At 55.4% G+C, this 16,117-nt stretch carries 14 protein-coding genes and 3 pseudogenes; 5 read left to right on the top strand and 12 right to left on the bottom strand.

From position 1 onward, the window contains the following. Positions 1-77: 77 nt before the first annotated feature. The gene (locus DW189_RS11900) at positions 78-704 is read left to right on the top strand and encodes an OB-fold nucleic acid binding domain-containing protein (RefSeq protein WP_117508351.1); all 627 of its coding nucleotides are present in this window, start codon (positions 78-80) and stop codon (positions 702-704) included. Positions 705-737: 33 nt separating this feature from the next. After that, positions 738-1,298 carry a PepSY-associated TM helix domain-containing protein gene (locus DW189_RS11895; RefSeq protein ID WP_015547716.1) on the top strand — a complete coding sequence of 187 codons (561 nt, stop codon included), beginning with the start codon at positions 738-740 and terminating at the stop codon, positions 1,296-1,298. A gap of 72 nt (positions 1,299-1,370) precedes the next feature. Here DW189_RS11895 and DW189_RS11890 read toward each other — a convergent pair whose 3' ends face one another. The 7 genes from DW189_RS11890 to DW189_RS11860 are packed head-to-tail and all read right to left on the bottom strand — an operon-like array spanning position 1,371 to position 9,884. Further along, on the bottom strand, positions 1,371-2,594 hold the full coding sequence (locus tag DW189_RS11890) for a DUF4857 domain-containing protein (RefSeq protein ID WP_015547715.1): 1,224 nt from the start codon (positions 2,592-2,594) through the stop codon (positions 1,371-1,373). A 19-nt stretch (positions 2,595-2,613) separates the two neighbouring features. Then, a complete protein-coding gene (locus tag DW189_RS11885; RefSeq protein ID WP_014776532.1) occupies positions 2,614-3,285 on the bottom strand; it encodes a hypothetical protein in 672 nt (223 codons plus the stop codon). Between the two features lie 9 nt (positions 3,286-3,294). Beyond that, positions 3,295-4,182 (bottom strand): ABC transporter ATP-binding protein, encoded by an 888-nt coding sequence (locus tag DW189_RS11880; protein ID WP_117508350.1) that lies wholly within the window; start codon positions 4,180-4,182, stop codon positions 3,295-3,297. Positions 4,183-4,204: 22 nt separating this feature from the next. Further along, positions 4,205-5,416 (bottom strand): DUF4876 domain-containing protein, encoded by a 1,212-nt coding sequence (locus DW189_RS11875; RefSeq protein ID WP_019150587.1) that lies wholly within the window; start codon positions 5,414-5,416, stop codon positions 4,205-4,207. A 43-nt stretch (positions 5,417-5,459) separates the two neighbouring features. Continuing rightward, positions 5,460-6,962: a DUF6850 family outer membrane beta-barrel protein gene (locus DW189_RS11870; RefSeq protein ID WP_117508349.1), complete on the bottom strand. Its 1,503-nt coding sequence runs from the start codon at positions 6,960-6,962 to the stop codon at positions 5,460-5,462. A gap of 2 nt (positions 6,963-6,964) precedes the next feature. After that, positions 6,965-7,354, bottom strand: coding sequence for a hypothetical protein (locus tag DW189_RS11865; RefSeq protein WP_009597716.1), 390 nt, complete (start codon positions 7,352-7,354; stop codon positions 6,965-6,967). Positions 7,355-7,358: 4 nt separating this feature from the next. Then, positions 7,359-9,884: a TonB-dependent receptor plug domain-containing protein gene (locus DW189_RS11860; RefSeq protein WP_259295441.1), complete on the bottom strand. Its 2,526-nt coding sequence runs from the start codon at positions 9,882-9,884 to the stop codon at positions 7,359-7,361. A gap of 485 nt (positions 9,885-10,369) precedes the next feature. Here DW189_RS11860 and DW189_RS11855 point away from each other — a divergent pair, with 485 nt between their 5' ends. Together DW189_RS11855 and DW189_RS11850 are read left to right on the top strand one after the other, a co-directional pair. Further along, complete coding sequence (locus DW189_RS11855; RefSeq protein WP_117508348.1) at positions 10,370-10,861, top strand: flavodoxin; 492 nt, start codon at positions 10,370-10,372, stop codon at positions 10,859-10,861. A gap of 2 nt (positions 10,862-10,863) precedes the next feature. Then, positions 10,864-11,244 (top strand): DUF2023 family protein, encoded by a 381-nt coding sequence (locus DW189_RS11850; RefSeq protein WP_009597722.1) that lies wholly within the window; start codon positions 10,864-10,866, stop codon positions 11,242-11,244. Positions 11,245-11,269: 25 nt separating this feature from the next. Here DW189_RS11850 and DW189_RS11845 read toward each other — a convergent pair. The 5 genes and pseudogenes from DW189_RS11845 to DW189_RS11825 all read right to left on the bottom strand — a co-directional run. Continuing rightward, positions 11,270-11,572 (bottom strand): annotated as a pseudogene (locus DW189_RS11845) (PfkB family carbohydrate kinase); the annotation flags it as partial. Between the two features lie 62 nt (positions 11,573-11,634). After that, positions 11,635-12,051: a relaxase/mobilization nuclease domain-containing protein gene (locus DW189_RS11840; RefSeq protein WP_117508346.1), complete on the bottom strand. Its 417-nt coding sequence runs from the start codon at positions 12,049-12,051 to the stop codon at positions 11,635-11,637. Further along, a pseudogene (locus DW189_RS14535) lies at positions 12,036-12,191 on the bottom strand (mobilization protein); the annotation flags it as partial. The pseudogene DW189_RS14535 and the gene DW189_RS11840, both read right to left, overlap by 16 nt. 112 nt (positions 12,192-12,303) lie before the next feature. Further along, a pseudogene (locus DW189_RS11830) lies at positions 12,304-14,113 on the bottom strand (reverse transcriptase domain-containing protein). A 546-nt stretch (positions 14,114-14,659) separates the two neighbouring features. Continuing rightward, the gene (locus tag DW189_RS11825; protein WP_117508345.1) at positions 14,660-14,947 is read right to left on the bottom strand and encodes a hypothetical protein; all 288 of its coding nucleotides are present in this window, start codon (positions 14,945-14,947) and stop codon (positions 14,660-14,662) included. A 457-nt stretch (positions 14,948-15,404) separates the two neighbouring features. Between DW189_RS11825 and DW189_RS11820 the strand changes: the two genes are divergently transcribed. Next, complete coding sequence (locus tag DW189_RS11820) at positions 15,405-15,923, top strand: DUF3408 domain-containing protein (protein WP_117508344.1); 519 nt, start codon at positions 15,405-15,407, stop codon at positions 15,921-15,923. Positions 15,924-16,117: the final 194 nt, after the last annotated feature.

Genomic DNA, 16,117 nt, shown 5'->3' with positions numbered 1-16,117 from the left:
TGCCGTTCCCGGCGTAATGTCGTTTCTTTGTATTACTAAAATCTGCCGAGACGCTGCGGGACGGCCCGTTGCGCCGAATGCGGAAAACGAAGAAAAAATTCAAACCGATTATGAGACATTTCGTTTATTGTGCGGCGCTTGCAGCCGCCGTATTTTTCCTTGCTGGGTGCGGCAGGAACCCGAATAAAAAGAACGCTTCGGAGACTCAAACCTCAGAAACGCAGAGTTCCGTCATGGAGGTCGATAACCTGCTCGCCGATGCTGAGAAGTTGACCGGCGGCAAGGTGACGGTCGAGGGCGTCTGCACGCATATCTGCCGCCACGGGGGCCGCAAGATTTTCCTAATGGGAACCGACGATACGCAGGTGATCCGCATTGAAGCCGGAGAGAAGATCGGCAGCTTCAAGCCCGAATGCGTGAACAACGTCGTGCGGGTGACGGGCACGCTGGTCGAAGACCGGATCGACGAGGCTTACCTTGCCGAGTGGGAGCTGCGGCTCAAGGACCAGATCGCCCGGCAGCACGGCGAGGGCGAAGCCGGATGCAGCGCCGAACATCAGGCCCGCGGCGAATCGGTTGCCAGCAGCACCGAAAAGCGTATCGCCGACTTCCGTGCCCGTATCGCCGACCGCAAAGCCAAAGAAGGCAAGGAATACCTTTCGTTCTACCATGTGGACGGCGGGAGTTATGAAGTTTTGAAATAAGAAGTTTTGCACGTCATGGGGACACGGTCGTTTATGTCCGCCGTGAGGAAATGGAGCAGGCCCGTTCACCGCGACCTCTCCTTTTTCTTTTCGGGCGTACTGCTGATTTATGCGGTTTCGGGCTTCATGCTCAACCACAAACGCGATTTCAATTCCGATTATTCGGTGCGCCGGACCGAGCTGGTCTTCGCACAGGAGATACCGCGCGCCGAGCAGGAGTGGACCCGTGCGCGGGCCGAGGAACTGCTCCTGCGCGTCGGCGAGGAGGGCAATTACCTGAAACATTACTTTCCCGAACCGGACCGGTTGAAAGTCTTTATCCGGGGCGGCAGTTCGCTGACGGTCGATCTGGCGTCGGGACACGCCGTCTACGAGTCGATCCGCAAGCGGCCCGTGCTGAGCAGTCTGAACCGGCTGCATTACAATCCGTCGCGCTGGTGGACGGTCTTTTCGGATGTCTTTTTAGCGGGATTGATCGTAATCGTGCTTTCCGGGCTGGTGATGATGCGCGGCCCGAAAGGATTGCGGGGCCGCGGAGGCGTCGAGCTGATCGCGGGGATTCTGATTCCGCTGCTGTTTATTTTCCTGACCTGATCCGGGAAACTGCGTGTGATAAAAGGGCGGACGTCGAAAACGTCCGCCCTTCTCTTGCGTATGGGTTTGTTGTCATCGTTTTGCCGTGCCGAATACCAGCAGCGGGACGAAGAGGAAGAGTCCGAACAAGACGACGCCGACGGTCTGCCAGAGCCGTCCGCCGGGCGATCTGCGGCGGATGAGCGCATAGAACGCGCCGAGCACGAGTCCCAGCCAGAGGGCCTGAAACGACACCTCCGCAATCCGGGGCTTTACGTAGCCGTCCAGCGGCGAGGTGAACGACAGTTCGAAGGGAAACAGGTATTTTGCGTACTCGGCCCATGCCTGCGGTTTCTCTTCGGGGCGGTATTCGTCCGCCAGTGAATAGTCGCGGGCGTTCACGGCGACATAGCGTTTCGATTCGGCGCCTTGGATGGTGACCGTCCAGTAGAACATGTCGCCGATGATCATCATGTTCTCCCGTGTGGGGCCGAATTTCCCGACGGGAATCTCGTGCAGTTTGTAATCCTCCGCACCGAGCGTATAGAAACGCTTTTCGCTGTCCACCAGAAAACCGAGACTTTTGCGGTCGGCGAACTCCGTGACGAAAATCTGGCCGATTTGCAGCGAGTCCGCAACGTCGGTACGGCGCACGAACGGGCGGCCGCGGACCTGCTTCATGTGGTAGACGCGCAGCGCGTCGTCCACCAGCAGGTAGCCGTTGTCGTACCGCTTGCGCGTCGAGGGGTTGCCGGAGACGACGCGGGCCGGGAACGAAAATCCCTTGTCCCGCAGGACTTTGGTGAATGCCGCGCTCTTCTTTTGGTCGATGGTGTTGGTCTCCATATCGACGAACTCGATTCCCTCGCCGGTGATGCGGAACACGTCCGTCGCCGGTTCTAAATCGATGCGGTCGGGCATCGATTCCAGCAGTTGATAGACCGTCGGTCTGCGGCGGTTGATTTCGCCGGGCGACGTGCGGAACATGAAGTTCGTGCGCTCCACGTCGCGCGATTCGACCGCCACGCCCTCGATTTCGGACGGAAACCTCCCTTCGGCGGCGAGTTGGCGGTAATAGAACGTCGGCAGGATACTATCGAACTGCTGCTGGGTGTAGGTGTTGCCCTGCAGATCGCGTCCGGCGACGTTGTTTTCGCGGTCGAAATCCACCGATGCGAATCCGTGCGTCACGCAGCTGTAGAGCGTGAACGGCGACCACGAAGGCGATGCGAACACGAACGCGTAGCACCACGGCAGCAGCCATGCCAGCAGAAGCGCCGCAAGGAGGATTATTCCGGTTTTGATACTCTTTATCATAGATTTGTCGTTTTGCGGGTTAATCCTGACATCCCTGCTTGAAACGGTATACCGAAAGCAGCGGGAAGAACAGCGAACATACCAGCAGCAGCGCCAGCCACGGCAGCATGCCGTCGTAGGCCTGCGGGGTGTCGGAGAGGAAGAAGATCCGGCAGACGCCCACGGCGATCAGCAGATTCGCCAGCCGCCGTTTCCATGTGGGTTCGAGACAGATCCATGCCGTCAGCAGGTAGAGCGTCAGCCCGGCCAGATACCACGGCAGCGCCGTCAGCAGAATCCGCGCGACCAGTTCGGGCGCCAGCAGGGCGTGGAAGTACCCCCACAGCACGGCGGTTTGCACGATGAACAGCAATGCCAGCGCTCCCAGCCCGATGCCTGACATCAGCAGAATCATCTTCCACTGTGGAAAGGGCAGGTGAAGCGTCAGCTTCAGCCGTTTCTGGGCCATTTCGGGGACGAACTGAACCACTGCGAGCAATACGCCCAGCAGGGCCGGCAGGTATTGGAGAATGTCGATGAAGACAACTTCCTTTTCGAGCATCACCTCCCAGACGTGCGCCGCACCCTTGAAGGTTATCACCCGTTGGACGCGCAGCAGCGCATAGGCGGTGGCTCCGAAGAGGAACAATGCGCTCAGCGGATAGAAGCAGCGCATTTTGATCCACTCTTTGTAGAATATGGCTTTGATCATAATTCGGGTTTAGTATTTTCCGGTCAGTCCGATGAAAGCGTCTTCGAGGTTCAGCGTTTCGCCGCGCAGGTCGCTGCAGACAATGTCCGCGCGCTCCAGCACGCCCTGTACCGTCGCAGGGGAGTCGAACGAATAGAGTTCGGCGCGCCCGTTCACGACGCTCGGGTGGTAGAGGCCGTCGCCGGCAGGGATCGTGACGTCGGCGCCCGGCGTGAAGGTGTATCGCCGGAACGTACCGAGCAGTTCGCCGACGGGCATCTGTACCAGAATGCTTCCGTAATCCATGATGATACAGTCGTCCACGAGCTTTTCCATGTCCTGAATGATGTGCGAGGTAAGGAAAACGGTCTTCTCCTCGCTCTGCGCATAGTCGCGCAGGTATTCTACGAACAGGCGGCGGTAACCGGGGTCCAGTCCCATCGAGAAGTCGTCAAGCACGAGCAGATCGGCGTTCTGGGCGAGAATCAGCCCTAAGGCCACCTGCGAACGCTGTCCGCACGACATGCGCGAGATGCGCTGCCGGGGCGCCACCTTCAGCATTTCCATCAGTCCGTAATAGGCGTCGCGGTTCCAGCGGGGATAAAACCGCGCATAGAACCGTTCGATCTGCTCGATGGTCATGAAGGCGTACTGCACGTGTCCCTCGATCAGCAGGGCGATCCGGGCGCGGGTTTCGGGCCGCATCGTGCGGATATCCTCGCCGAAGATCAGACACTGTCCGGCGCGCGGTTGGAGATAGCCGCTCAGAATGTTGATGGTCGTGGTTTTTCCGGTGCCGTTTTTACCCAAAAGTCCGAGGATCCGCCCGCGCGGAACCTCGAAACTCAGGTCTTTGTATATCAGCCGCTCCCCGTAACAATGGGTGAGGTTGCGGCATTCGATGACAGAATCGGTCATAAAGAATGGTCGTTCTTCCGGCTTACTTGATCAGCGACGCCTTCGTATTGGACTCGAAGTCGTTGGTCGAGTTGTTCGAGTCGATGAGTTTGCCGTCGGAACCGGTCTTGCGGATCACCGACTTGCCGAAGCGGTAGGCATCTCCGTCGGCCGTACCGCACCATGCGTAACCTGCGTCGAGCGAAGCGTCCCACGGGGCGATGTAGTATTCGTCGCGGCAGCCCGTGTTCACGGCGTCGAGCACCCATTCGTTAGGCACGCGGTAGCAGTTGCGCAGCGGCATCGTGTAGTCCGAGCCGTTCGGGGAGTGGAAGATATACTGGGCGTCTTCGAGCGGGTATTCGGCGAGGAACTGCTTTGCAGTCAGGCCGACGGGCGGCATGGCGATAGCCACGGCGTTGAAGCCGCGGTTGTGGAGCACTTGGACCGTCAATGTCGAAGCGTACCATTTGTCGAGGTTGGGCACGTCGGGGTTGTCGATATCCAGATAGTTCTCGTTCGACGAAACGTCGTACCACTCGAAATCGGCTTTCGTGGCGTCCCACGAGTTCGGGTTGCCGATGGTGTGGTTCTGGGCGTTGTTGACGACGATCAGCGACTCGCCGGCTTTGACCAGCACATCCTGTCCGTTGCCGGGAATGCAGTAGAACGCATTGCCCGCACAACACTCCTTGCGGAAGTCCTTGCCTTCGATCATCTCGCTGTTCATGCCCGAATTGAGTCCGCTCGAAAGGATCAGCATCATGCCGTCGGCATAGAGGTCTTCGTCGGAGTTGTTACGGATCTTGATGTACTGGTCGCCCAGCCACCTGTCAGGCTTTCCCGTTTCGGGAAGCGCCGTGCCTGTGAAGTAGATCTCCTCGATCACGAATTCGCCGGCTTGCAGCGTGATGTCGCTCTGTTTGATAGTTACGGTCGCCAGAACGGTGCTCTTGCCGCTCCGCGTCACGTTCACGACGGTCGAACGTTCCGTCCCCGTTTCGTTCTCATCGACGGACAGCACCAGCGCTTTGCCCGAAGATTCGGCTTCATTGATCTGAACCCACGACGCAGCATCGGCGGGAATATTCACGTCGAAATTTTCCTCGGGCACGTTTACCAGCACATTGCCGCCGAGCGCGCGCAAGATTTCGGATACGACGACGGGATTGACCGTTTCTTCGGGATCGTCGGTGCAGGATGCGAAGCCCGCTGCGAAGAGGGCCGTGGTGAGAATTAAGAAAAGCTTTTTCATAATTGGTTTTTATTATTGGTTTGACAAATATTGGTTCGATCGTTTAGAACAGGATGCCGAACGTCGCCGTCAGAACGTGTTCGGACAATCCTCCGCTGTAAAACCGGGGCGTCCACCCCGCCTCGGCGAAGCAGGCCAGATTCCGGCTCAGGCGGCGTTCGGCCCGCAGGGACACCTCGGGGGCGACGGCCCGGCCGCTCAGCCGCGCCGCCGTGTAAGTCAGGTATTCCGAAATGTTGTTCAGCACGTTGCTGAGCGAAACCTCCTCGTCGGGCGAGACGTAACAGCCGATTCCTGCCGTCGCTTTCACGCGCCACTGCGGACGGAGCCATTCTGCGCTGCCGCGTACCGCTCCGCAGAACTGCGCGAGCCGCATCCGCCGTGCCGGATAGGCGTACGTGGCCGTGGACTGCCGCCATTCCGCGCGGGGACTGAGCATGTAATTCACCGTGCCGCGCCGCCATTCGACGGTCGCTTCGGCGTCGGCGTGCCAGATACGGTTCTTATACATCGCCTGTTCATCGACGATGACGCTGTGTCCCGTACGGTCGGCTATCATTTCGATACTGCGGCGCAGTTCATAGCCGCCTCCGGCGCGCAGGCTCCAGCGGCCGCTGCGGTAGGCTGCGGAGAGGGTCGCCTGACGGGTTTTGAGCCGGGTTATGGGGACCGTGTTGTTGGATTTGTTGAGCCGCTCCGTCGTAAGGCTTTCGAATGCGGCACGGGCATACCAGCCTTTCGCGTGCCGCGGCATGAGCTGTGCCGCCAGCAGACAACCCTTTCCGTCATAGCCGATGTTGAAACTCTCGCTGTTCAGTGAATAGCGGGTGTAATAACTGCCCAGTCCGGTCATATACAGCTCGGAAGAGCTGGCGCCGGGCGGATAGAAAAAGTCTATGTCCTGATCCTGTTTATAGAGCCGCCCCTGCAGGTCCAGCCCCAAAACGTACTGAGGGAACTGCATGCCTACGCCGAGTTTGATCGTGAAATCCGACACGACGTTGTGGGGCCGCGGATCGACCTGACGGTATTCCTGTCCGGCGCGGTAGTCGCCCCGGATCGCAAGGTCGAAGCGTCCCACCCGGTGGACATAGCCGCCGCCGAAAGCATATTCCTCGGTCGAGAGGTTTCCTCCGGCGGAATCCGCCGTGATGCAGGGATAGAGCAGCAGGTAGTCGGCCGTGGAGTTCCAGCAGACGTTGCGGCGGTTGCCGCGGACGTACCGGGCGTCTGCCCACGTTGCCGACCGCTCGCTGAGCCGCCGGTAGCTTTCGGCATAAAATCCCCCGTCGAAGGCTCCGTCGCCCAGCGGCTGCAGCAGCGCCTCCTGCTCACGGCGCAGGTCGATGCGGAGCGAGATCTGCGAAAGCGACTGTTCGCTGCGGTAGAGCATCATCGCGGGCGACTCCGTATGAAATCCGGCTACGGCCCGTTCGTCCTCCGCGCTGAAAACGGAAGAACGCTCCAATACGCCGAGCGTATCGCGCTGGGCGGAAGCGGCGGCGGGCAGCAGCGCCAGTATCGACAGGAAAAGGGCCTTCATCATCGTCAGATCGATTTTAGTAACAACACGATCGATTCGCTGTCCTCTACCCAAGTCATTGCTGCTGGAATCTGATTGTAATCCGTGCAGCGCAGAATCTTCTTTTCTCCGGTCGAATAGGTCGCGTCGGCTTCGACGATGAACGTGTAAACCCCTTTGCGGAGCCGTATTGTCGCGCTGTTCTGTTCGGCGGCGGGAAATGGCACCCGCTCTCCGGAGTTGATATTGTCGAAGTAGGAGATGTCCGTGCGTATTTCCAGCTTTTCGACGGGGCGGCTGTCCGGCATCACGAACCGGATGGACAGTTCGGTGAAAATCGAATCGTCTTTTTCGCAGGCCGAAAACAGCAGTGCGGAGAGCAGAAACAGAGTCCGTATGGTAGATTTCATCATCATCGCATTACAGTTTGAAGTTGAGTTCCATGCCGAAATAGGGGCTGGAATAGCGGCGTACCAGTGCGTTGGTCTCGTTTCTGTACGAAGGACTGTATGTGAACAGCCGGTTTACGAAAATCGCAATGTTGAGCCGGTCGCGGTAAAGCCGTTTCGAGATTTTGAGATTGACGTTCATACTGAAAGGCGTGAGACGGTAGAGATAGGCTTCTTTCGATACGTTGTCGTGGATCATATGCTGCAAAATACCGTCGGCTGCCGACTCGGCCGTAAACGGATGTTCCTGTAACTGCAGGTCGAGGTAGCTGGTCGGCGCAGGATTGCACCATTCGGCCTTCATGCCGGAAAACCACTGGCATTGGAACGACGTGGAGAAAATCAGCCCCAGTTTGGGAATCTGGGTGTCGAGCAGGAAATTGGTGTTGCATACTTCGTGAAACGTGTTGTCGTCCTGATCGTAAAGCCCGATGTAAGGATAGGGCGTCCCTTCTGCGAGCTGTACGGTCGTCAGGACGTACTGGGGTTCGCTGTTCTCATAGCGGGTTTTGAAATAGGCGCCCGAGACGATGAGTTTCGTGGCCAGCGCCCGGATGCGCCGCGTGGAGAGCGAGAATTCGATGCCCTGCTTGAATGTGCGGCTTCCGTTGGTCTTGACGCCGACGGTCTGGAATACCGTTTTGTCCTTGTAGGGAAGCCATTCGAGCTGCGGCGGTCCGGTGAACTCCATATCCTTGAGCGGTCCGGTGTCGTATTCGCGGTAGGTCCGGGTGAGTACGTCGGTCGAGGTGCGGAATCCCGAGGTCATATTCTCCCGGAAATAGGTTACCGACAATCCGTATCCGTTCCACTCCGCATTGCCGCGCACCTCCCATTTGAAGTTCCGCGCCGCCTTCAGGTCGTAATTGGTGGGGTCGTGCTTGAAGACTTCCACATTGATACGGCGTTTCGATTCGTCGTCCGCCGGGAAATAGTTGAGCCGCGTGTAATAGGAGTAGTCCGGTTCGGGGAAGAGCTGGTCGAGCGTAGGCGTTTTGGTGTGCCATCCCGCGCCGCCCGCGAATGTGATACGCATCGGGTCGCCTGCCATGTCGAACGCCGGAAGCGTCACCGAGAGGTTGGCACGCGGATCGAAATGGAATTTGCCCTGCAGGGTGTAACGGCTTCCGAGATTGGCCATGGCCGTCGTACGCAGTCCGGCCATTATCTCGATCCGCCACTCGCCGGCCGTAATCGTCGTATTGTCCTCCAGAAACGCCGAGAGCCGGTGCAGCGCCGGCAGGGCGTCGTAACGCCGCGGATGGGAACTCATCAGGTCGGTAAATGGGCGCGTCACGTCGTAAAGCAGACCGCCGCCGTAATTTTTCGACATGTTCCATTCGGCTCCGATGCGGATCGTGTTGCGGCTCAGCGGGGTGTCGGCTCCCAGCAGGGCTACCGCCTTGGCGTTGGCGTAGAACGGTTTGTTGTCCACCTGCAGGGTCGCTTCATAGCGGACCGGCAGCACTTCCATATCGAAGACGCCCTCTTCGACTGCCGTGCGTATAGGGACGTTGCCGCTGTTCGCTCGGTAACGCCAGCGGTCGATCAGGTCGAATTCGGAAGAGACGGAAGCGGAAAAATCGAAGCTGCGGAAAAAATTCGCACCCTTGGATTCGGCGGTGAAATTCACCGCCGCGACGACGTTGTTGTAACTCGATTTGTAGCGTTCGAGGGGGATGCCCGCCGGGCCTTCGTCGATATCCCGGTCGCTTTTTTGGCGGTCGAAAGAGCCGGTGTAGTCGAGCGATCCGCCCAACGTGTAACGGTAGGCCGAGGTGCTTTCCCAGCGTTTCTTCATGCGCCACGATCCGGTCGCACGCTGGTAGTTCTGGCGCGTATTGCGCGGGTCGTCGTGGGAGTTGAGCCATGTCGCGCCGACGTTCATCGTCAGCAGGTCGGCCGGAGCGCCCCATTCGAATCCTTTGCCGACATAGAGCAGCTGGCTGCCCAGATCCGCTTTGAAGCGGGCTTCGAGGTTGCGGCCTCCCTCCTTGCGCTTGATCTTGATCAGTCCGCTGGTCAGATCGCCGTATTCGACCGACGGAATGCCCTGCTGAATCTCTACCGAAGCTATTTCATCGGTCGGCATCGTGCGCATGTCGACGCCTCTGTTCAATGAAATATTATTGCCGACGGTCGTTCCCGAATTGTATGTCATGCCCGCGTCGTTCGACATCGGAATTCCGTCCATGACGAACGAAACGCCGAGCGATGTAGTCTGGTAATCGCTGTTCGAGGTGCCGATCTCGCGCAGATGAATGTGGTTCGAGGAGGAAAACGAGGGGTCGGAGGCCCGTCCGCCGGGCAGCAGTTCGAGCAGGTCCCCGAAACTCGACGGCTGGATGTGGTTCATCGCGTCCCGGCCGATATGCACGCCCGAGACCGGTCCCCGCACTTGGGTCGCCGTGATTACGACCTCGCGGATCTGCGTGTCGCTTGTCCGGAGCCGGACGGTCCGCAGCATGTCGCTGCCGCTGACGGGCCGTACCTCCATCCGTTGGGAGACATATCCGATATATGAGATATCCGCATTGTAGGTATTCGCGGGCAGGGTGAAACGTGCCCGGCCCTCCTCATCGGTCGTCGTCGCGTAGGCCTTTCCCCCCCCCCGACATAGGAGTCAGCGCCACCGTAGCATACGCCAGCGGATTGTGCAGGGAATCGGTAACTTCGAACGTGATCCCGGCGTCGGGCCGGCCGGACTGCCCGTACGTGTACGCAGGCAGCAGGATAAATAGCAAATATTTCAGGAGTAGCCGCATAGTTCTGTTTTCACGGGACAAAAGTATAGCGCCCCGGCATATGCGGCAATCGCCATATCTTGGTAAATTGCATTGCAATCATCACCAATAATAATGAGTTGCGTTCGTGCGGCATCCCATCATAATGCTATCCGGCCGCGCCAAAACCCCTAAAATCCGGTATTGACGATCCGGTGGGAATGCTATTTCTTTGCCGTAAACCAAAAACGACGAAATTATGACTGGTATCTTTTTCGGCAGTACGATGGGCACGACCGAGGCCGTGGCTGCGGATATTGCCAAACAATTGGGCGTCGCGGACGCCGATGTACACAATGTGGCCGATACGCCGGCCGGCGAAGTGCAGAAATACGACCTGCTCGTGCTGGGTTCTTCGACGTGGGGCGCAGGCGAATTGCAGGACGACTGGTACGGCTTTTTGGATCAGCTGAAGGCGCAGGATCTGAGCGGTAAAAAGGTGGCGCTTTTCGGCTGCGGCGACAGCGGTTCCTATCCCGATACGTTCTGCGATGCCGTCGGGCTGATTTACGACGGCTTGCAGCAGAGCGGCTGCACGTTCGTCGGAGCCTATGCGCCCGAAGGGTATGACGAAACAGGTTCGCTGGTCTGCCGCGGCGGAAAGTTCGTGGGACTTGCCGTCGATGAAAGCGCGTCCGACAAGACCGACCGGCGGGTTGCCGCATGGTGCGAACAGATTAAAAACGAGTAACGATGAGCGCCGAGGAGTTCAGCCGTTACGATTCGATGAAGCTGTTCCTGCACCAGATTTACGAGTTCCAGAAAGGTGTACGGAGTCTGGTGCTCTGCACGATGTGCCGCACCTGCGCTTCTCTGCTCTCCGAGCGGCTGGAAAGGCTGGGTATCGCTTACCGGATTCAGTCGGTGACCGACAGCAAGGTGAATCTTTACTTCGGCAACCGCATGTGTCTGGAGACCGTGGCGACATTCATCCACAAGCCGCTCAACGAACTCTCCGCCGAGGAGGATTTCATGCTCGGCGCGATGCTCGGCTACGACATCGCCGGGCAGTGCGAACGTTATTGCAAACGAAAGTCTCCGGGTGTTTCATCAGAACAAGCGGCGGTCAACTGACCGCCGCATATTCCTTCCTGATCTGCGCCGTGAACGAATCCCCCGCGCCGACACCGTCGGCCACTTCGACGTGCGGCGTGGCGACGTACGACATGCCGTCCGGAGTGAATACATGGCTTCCGACGGCGCCGCAGGTGAGTATCACGGTACGGAGTCCGTATTTTTCGAGCAGGTCGCGGCACTGCGCCTGTATGCCGAACATCCGGCTTACGACGGTCAACTCCTCGTCGTTTGTTTTCAGAATATTGCTGCGGCAGAGCGAGTCGTGGACCACCTCCGACGAATAGAAATGCTGCCGCAGGTTGATGTCGAAGATCTTATAATGTCCCGCTGCGCAAAAAACGGAACCGCGGAAAAGCCACAGTCCCGATTCTTTGCCGTTGCTCTCCGTTATTCTGTTTCGAAATCATGCGACAGCTTATGTCCGTTCTCATCGACGCGCAACGATACGATGTGGAGATGCTGCCGGTCAATGTCCTTATGCTTGAAGACGATATAAGGCTGGTTGCCGTAACCCATACGTTCCATGTATTCTTGTGTGATCTCACGGAGCTGTTCGTCGGTCAACTTGTCTTCCGGCGAGGAATTCAGCGAAGCATGGAAAACCGTGCTGGTCGTCCTTCTGTTGGCTTCGAGGTACGGCCGGAAACTCTCCATGCAAGCGTCGATATCCAGTCGCCCGTGTTTGTCGAAGGGTTCTAACATCTTCTGCCAGAGGAGCACTTCGGCTTCATCCTTATCCACTTTCTCCTTGTTATAATACAACGCTCCACTGGGCGAGGAGCCCGATCTTATATTCGCAACCACTCCTTAGCCTGTTTTGCAAGGTTCAGAATCTCGATACTCAGAGCCTTTAATTCTCTTGTTCGCTGCTCCAGCATAGCGATCTGATGCGGGATAGCGACGTTGGAAAAGTGCGCATTGACAGCCTTTACAATCTGATTATGTAGGCTAAGTACCCGGCGCCTTGTCATATTTCTATGATAGGTTTCCCAATACTCGCCTCCGAACCGGACGTACACCTTCCAGCGTATCCGGCTCTCCACTAATATTGTCAGTCTACAACGTTCCATGATGTATCTTTTGATGACAGCTACCGCATACAGCCCATAGTCTTTCGACGTCTGGCAATCATCAGTTTTTCCCAATTCTCCTTGCCTTTCAGTTCTCCGAGTTTACGCACATGGTGCATAACCAGATTATCCGTAGCACCGCACAACTCGCATTTCCGAGCTTTCAGCCTGTCTATAAGGCTTGTGGTGCTGACGCCGGGCATTGGATTCGGGCATCTGTCAATCAACCGATCATAGGAAGGTCTTTTTCTTTTGAACCCTTCATTGTATAGGCGACGTTCTTTTGCTTTGCCGTTTTTTACCGTATACCCGACTGTAAAGACTCCGTTGCGTTTGTATTTCCGGCAAATTCGTCTTACCGTGGTCCGGTATTTCCCGGCAAAGGTTTTGTACATACTGTACTGCATGATGTAGTGAAAAGTGTTCAGTTCAGAAGCGTTGTTAGCTATCGAGTAATAGTTGTAAAACCCTCTGATCTAGGCATTGTAACTGTCAAGGATTTCAAGGTCGTCATTATTGATAAGTTCCGACCGGTGTTTGGGAATCCATTGCTCGTGCCCGTTATGATAGCTGAATTTCAGCACGCCGAGTTCCAGCAATTTTTTCTTTATTACTTCGGTCGTTACCTTTAATCTGACCTTGTTTCCATACACACGGGACAGGCTTCCCCGTTTGTTCCGTTTTTGCAGGTTCGACTTGCGGACAGTCACCTCATATCCAAGGAATTTTGCAGGCTTTTCAGTATGAGTGACGAGCGTTTTCTCATCCGATAGTTCCAATGCCAGTCTGTCTGCAAGGAAACGCTTTATATCGTCCTTGATCTTTACGGCATCTTCTTTACTGCCGATAATTCCAATGAGGAAGTCGTCGGCATACCTCACATATTTAAGCCTCTTGAAGTTTCCGTCCATAGGGTCGAAGCACGGCATCGCGGATCGGGTTTTGTCTATCTCTTTGAGCCGTTTGACGAGCACTTTTCTTTCTACATTATTTGTCGCTGTTTTGAGTTCACGCATAACCAGCCTCTTTTGGTAAGTGAGAACTTCGTATTCCCGTTGCTGTCTTCCCCTATCTCCCTTGTCGAATTTGGAAGCATATTCTTTCATGTACTTATCCAGTTTGTCCAAATAGATATTGGCCAATATCGGACTGATAATTCCACCTTGCGGCATTCCGCTGTACGTTCCATGAAATTGCCATTGTTCCAAGTAACCCGCTTTCAGAAATTTTCTGATAAGTCGTATGAATCGTTCGTCGGAGATACGTTCCTTCAAGATGTCGATCAGAATATCATGATTGACATTGTCGAAGAAACCTTTTATATCTCCTTCGATGAACCACTTCTTACCCGTAAAAGTCTTCTGTACGGCATTCAATGCGGTGTGGCAGCTGCGATGCGGACGGAAGCCGTGCGAAGTATCTTCAAAATGACCTTCGTAAATAGCTTCCAGTACCATTCGTACTACCTCCTGCACCAGTTTGTCGTCGAAAGAGGGTACGCCGAGAGGTCGTGTCTTTCCGTTTTTCTTCGGGATGTACATTCTTCTCGATGGCTGGGGTGAGTAGCTTTCGTCTTTCAACGAAAGGATCAGTTTCTCAATGCGGGGAAGGCTCATACGATCGATGGTTTCTCCGTCTGCACCTTGTGTCATATTACCCGGCTTGGCATATATTCGCTGATAAGCCAGGTAATACATTTCCTCATTGAAAAGAATACGATAAAGCCTCTCAAACCTGTATTCCGTGGTTTGACTATGCTTTGTCAGACTGTTTAATACTCTTGCGGGACTTCTCATAATGCCTCTCGCATTTTCCGTTAATCGTATTAATGAATATTAGCTGCCGCCCTTCGCCGTGTGCGAGGCTTTCCCTCGCTCGGACTACTACGGCGGCTCCGTTACCATGCCGGATATTCATAGACCTTCGTCCAATAGCCTTACGGCATTCCGGTTTAGGTAATCCCCGTTTGCGATATAATAACTATGGCGCGACAGATTGTCGGATATGACGTCCGCCTTTTACTGCTTATTGCAGGTGCGTCGTGATAAGTTCTTGCTCTCTCTGTACAACTACCACAATGAGAGTATCACGATATGACGAGTATAGTTACCTTAACGTCACAGTTTCGCTAGGTACCGCTCAGGCTGTCATTCAATCAATCCGGATTTTATCCTCATATCTGTCTTTCATCACCCCATTCAGTCGCAGTCCGGTAACTGACTGACTTATGGTTTACCCCCGACATGCTACACTCCCTGTCCGGTTTCCCTTTCAGATAAGTCGGTTGATGATAGGTTATTTGCAAAGAACACTTACCTAATAGCTTGCCATCGCTATATTTATTATATCGCCTTGACGGGCGCACAGTTGTTCCCGAGCTTTTGAAATTGGAAATAAAAGTCGTTGAGCCGTGCGATGAATTGCACCTTCGATGAGTCACGTTTGACGACAACGAACTCCTCGTTGAAGATGCGTTTTACGATAAACCGGCTGCGGTTATGCTCCGATCCTGCCTTACAAAGCATCTGCTTAAAGCGGATATTCTCTTCCGTGGTGAGTTTGAAATTATACCTGTGGACTCTGGGATCTGTCGTTGTCGGGCGTCCGATCCTCTTTTTTGTGGTTGTCATCAGTCTGGTAGTTTAAGTGGCGTGACTCGGGAACGCCACCCGGCCTCGCAGAGCGGGCACCTTTCGTATGCCGAAAAAATTTTCGGCATACGAAGGTACAGCTCGCTCGCCTCAAGTGAGGCGAAAAATCCGCGGCGGAAAAATTTTCGAAAAATCTATGCCAAACCTCCGCTACGGCTTCCGAGGGTGGGTCGTTTCCCTCTGCAATATTACAACCATGCGGGCGCCAAAACAAACCCTCGGTGCGGACTGGAGCGGTCTGGAGCGGACATCGGAACCAAGGTATTTCACCCGGTTGTATCTTGCAGCATGAAAGGTCGGTTTTCTTATTGCGTTCATTATCCCGATATAAACTGCATGAAATAGAAAACGGTATTTTGAATGGTTTAACCCAATAAACCAGACATACATACTCTATGCTCGTATGGCTGACAATCAATCTCAAAAACGTTGCACCATGGATTCATTAAAGGAAAAAGACAACCCCGCACCCAATCCTGCTAAGCGTCCCCGTATCGAAGTCGACGAGGAACTGATGCGTCAGATGATCGCCGGACAAGCCCCTTTGGACTCGAAAGTCGTCCGTAGGATTCCCGAGCCGGAAGAGGAAAATACGGACGCTCCCGAGGGAAAGACATCGGCAACTGCATCCGTAGCATCGGCGCCGACTGCTGAGAAAACAGGCATAGACTCCACTGCGAGTACCGTAAAAGAACATTCCGGTTTCCGTCGGAAAAAGCTCACGCTACCGGATTTTGAACGCACGTTCTTCGCTCCGGTGGATTGCCGCAACCGCTCTGCGATCTATGTCAGTACCCGAACCAAGCACAAAGTATCGGAAATACTCCACCTGTTAGGGAATGAGAGTACAAGGCTTACGGCCTTGGTCGACAATATGCTGCGATTTGTCATGGACATTTACAGCGGTGAGCTGAATTATCTCCACGAGAAGAAGAACAACAGACGACCGTTTTGAACAGACAATGCGAATTATAACGGACAGCTGAACGAAACGTCGGGAGCGGTTGTTATGCCTATTGGGGTATATGACGTGCGTGTCGTGGATTATGGCTATTGGAGGGGCAGTCCGCAGGGTAGCGTCCGGGCCGCAGAAAGCCGCCTATTCCGACGGTAGAATTCTAAGATAAAACCAAATAAAAGCTGCAAAAA

Source organism: Alistipes sp. AM16-43, from assembly GCF_003435745.1.
GTDB classification, from domain to species: domain Bacteria; phylum Bacteroidota; class Bacteroidia; order Bacteroidales; family Rikenellaceae; genus Alistipes; species Alistipes onderdonkii.
The sequence above is the reverse complement of the archived record's forward strand: the minus strand, read 5'-3'. Positions and strand labels throughout refer to the sequence as shown.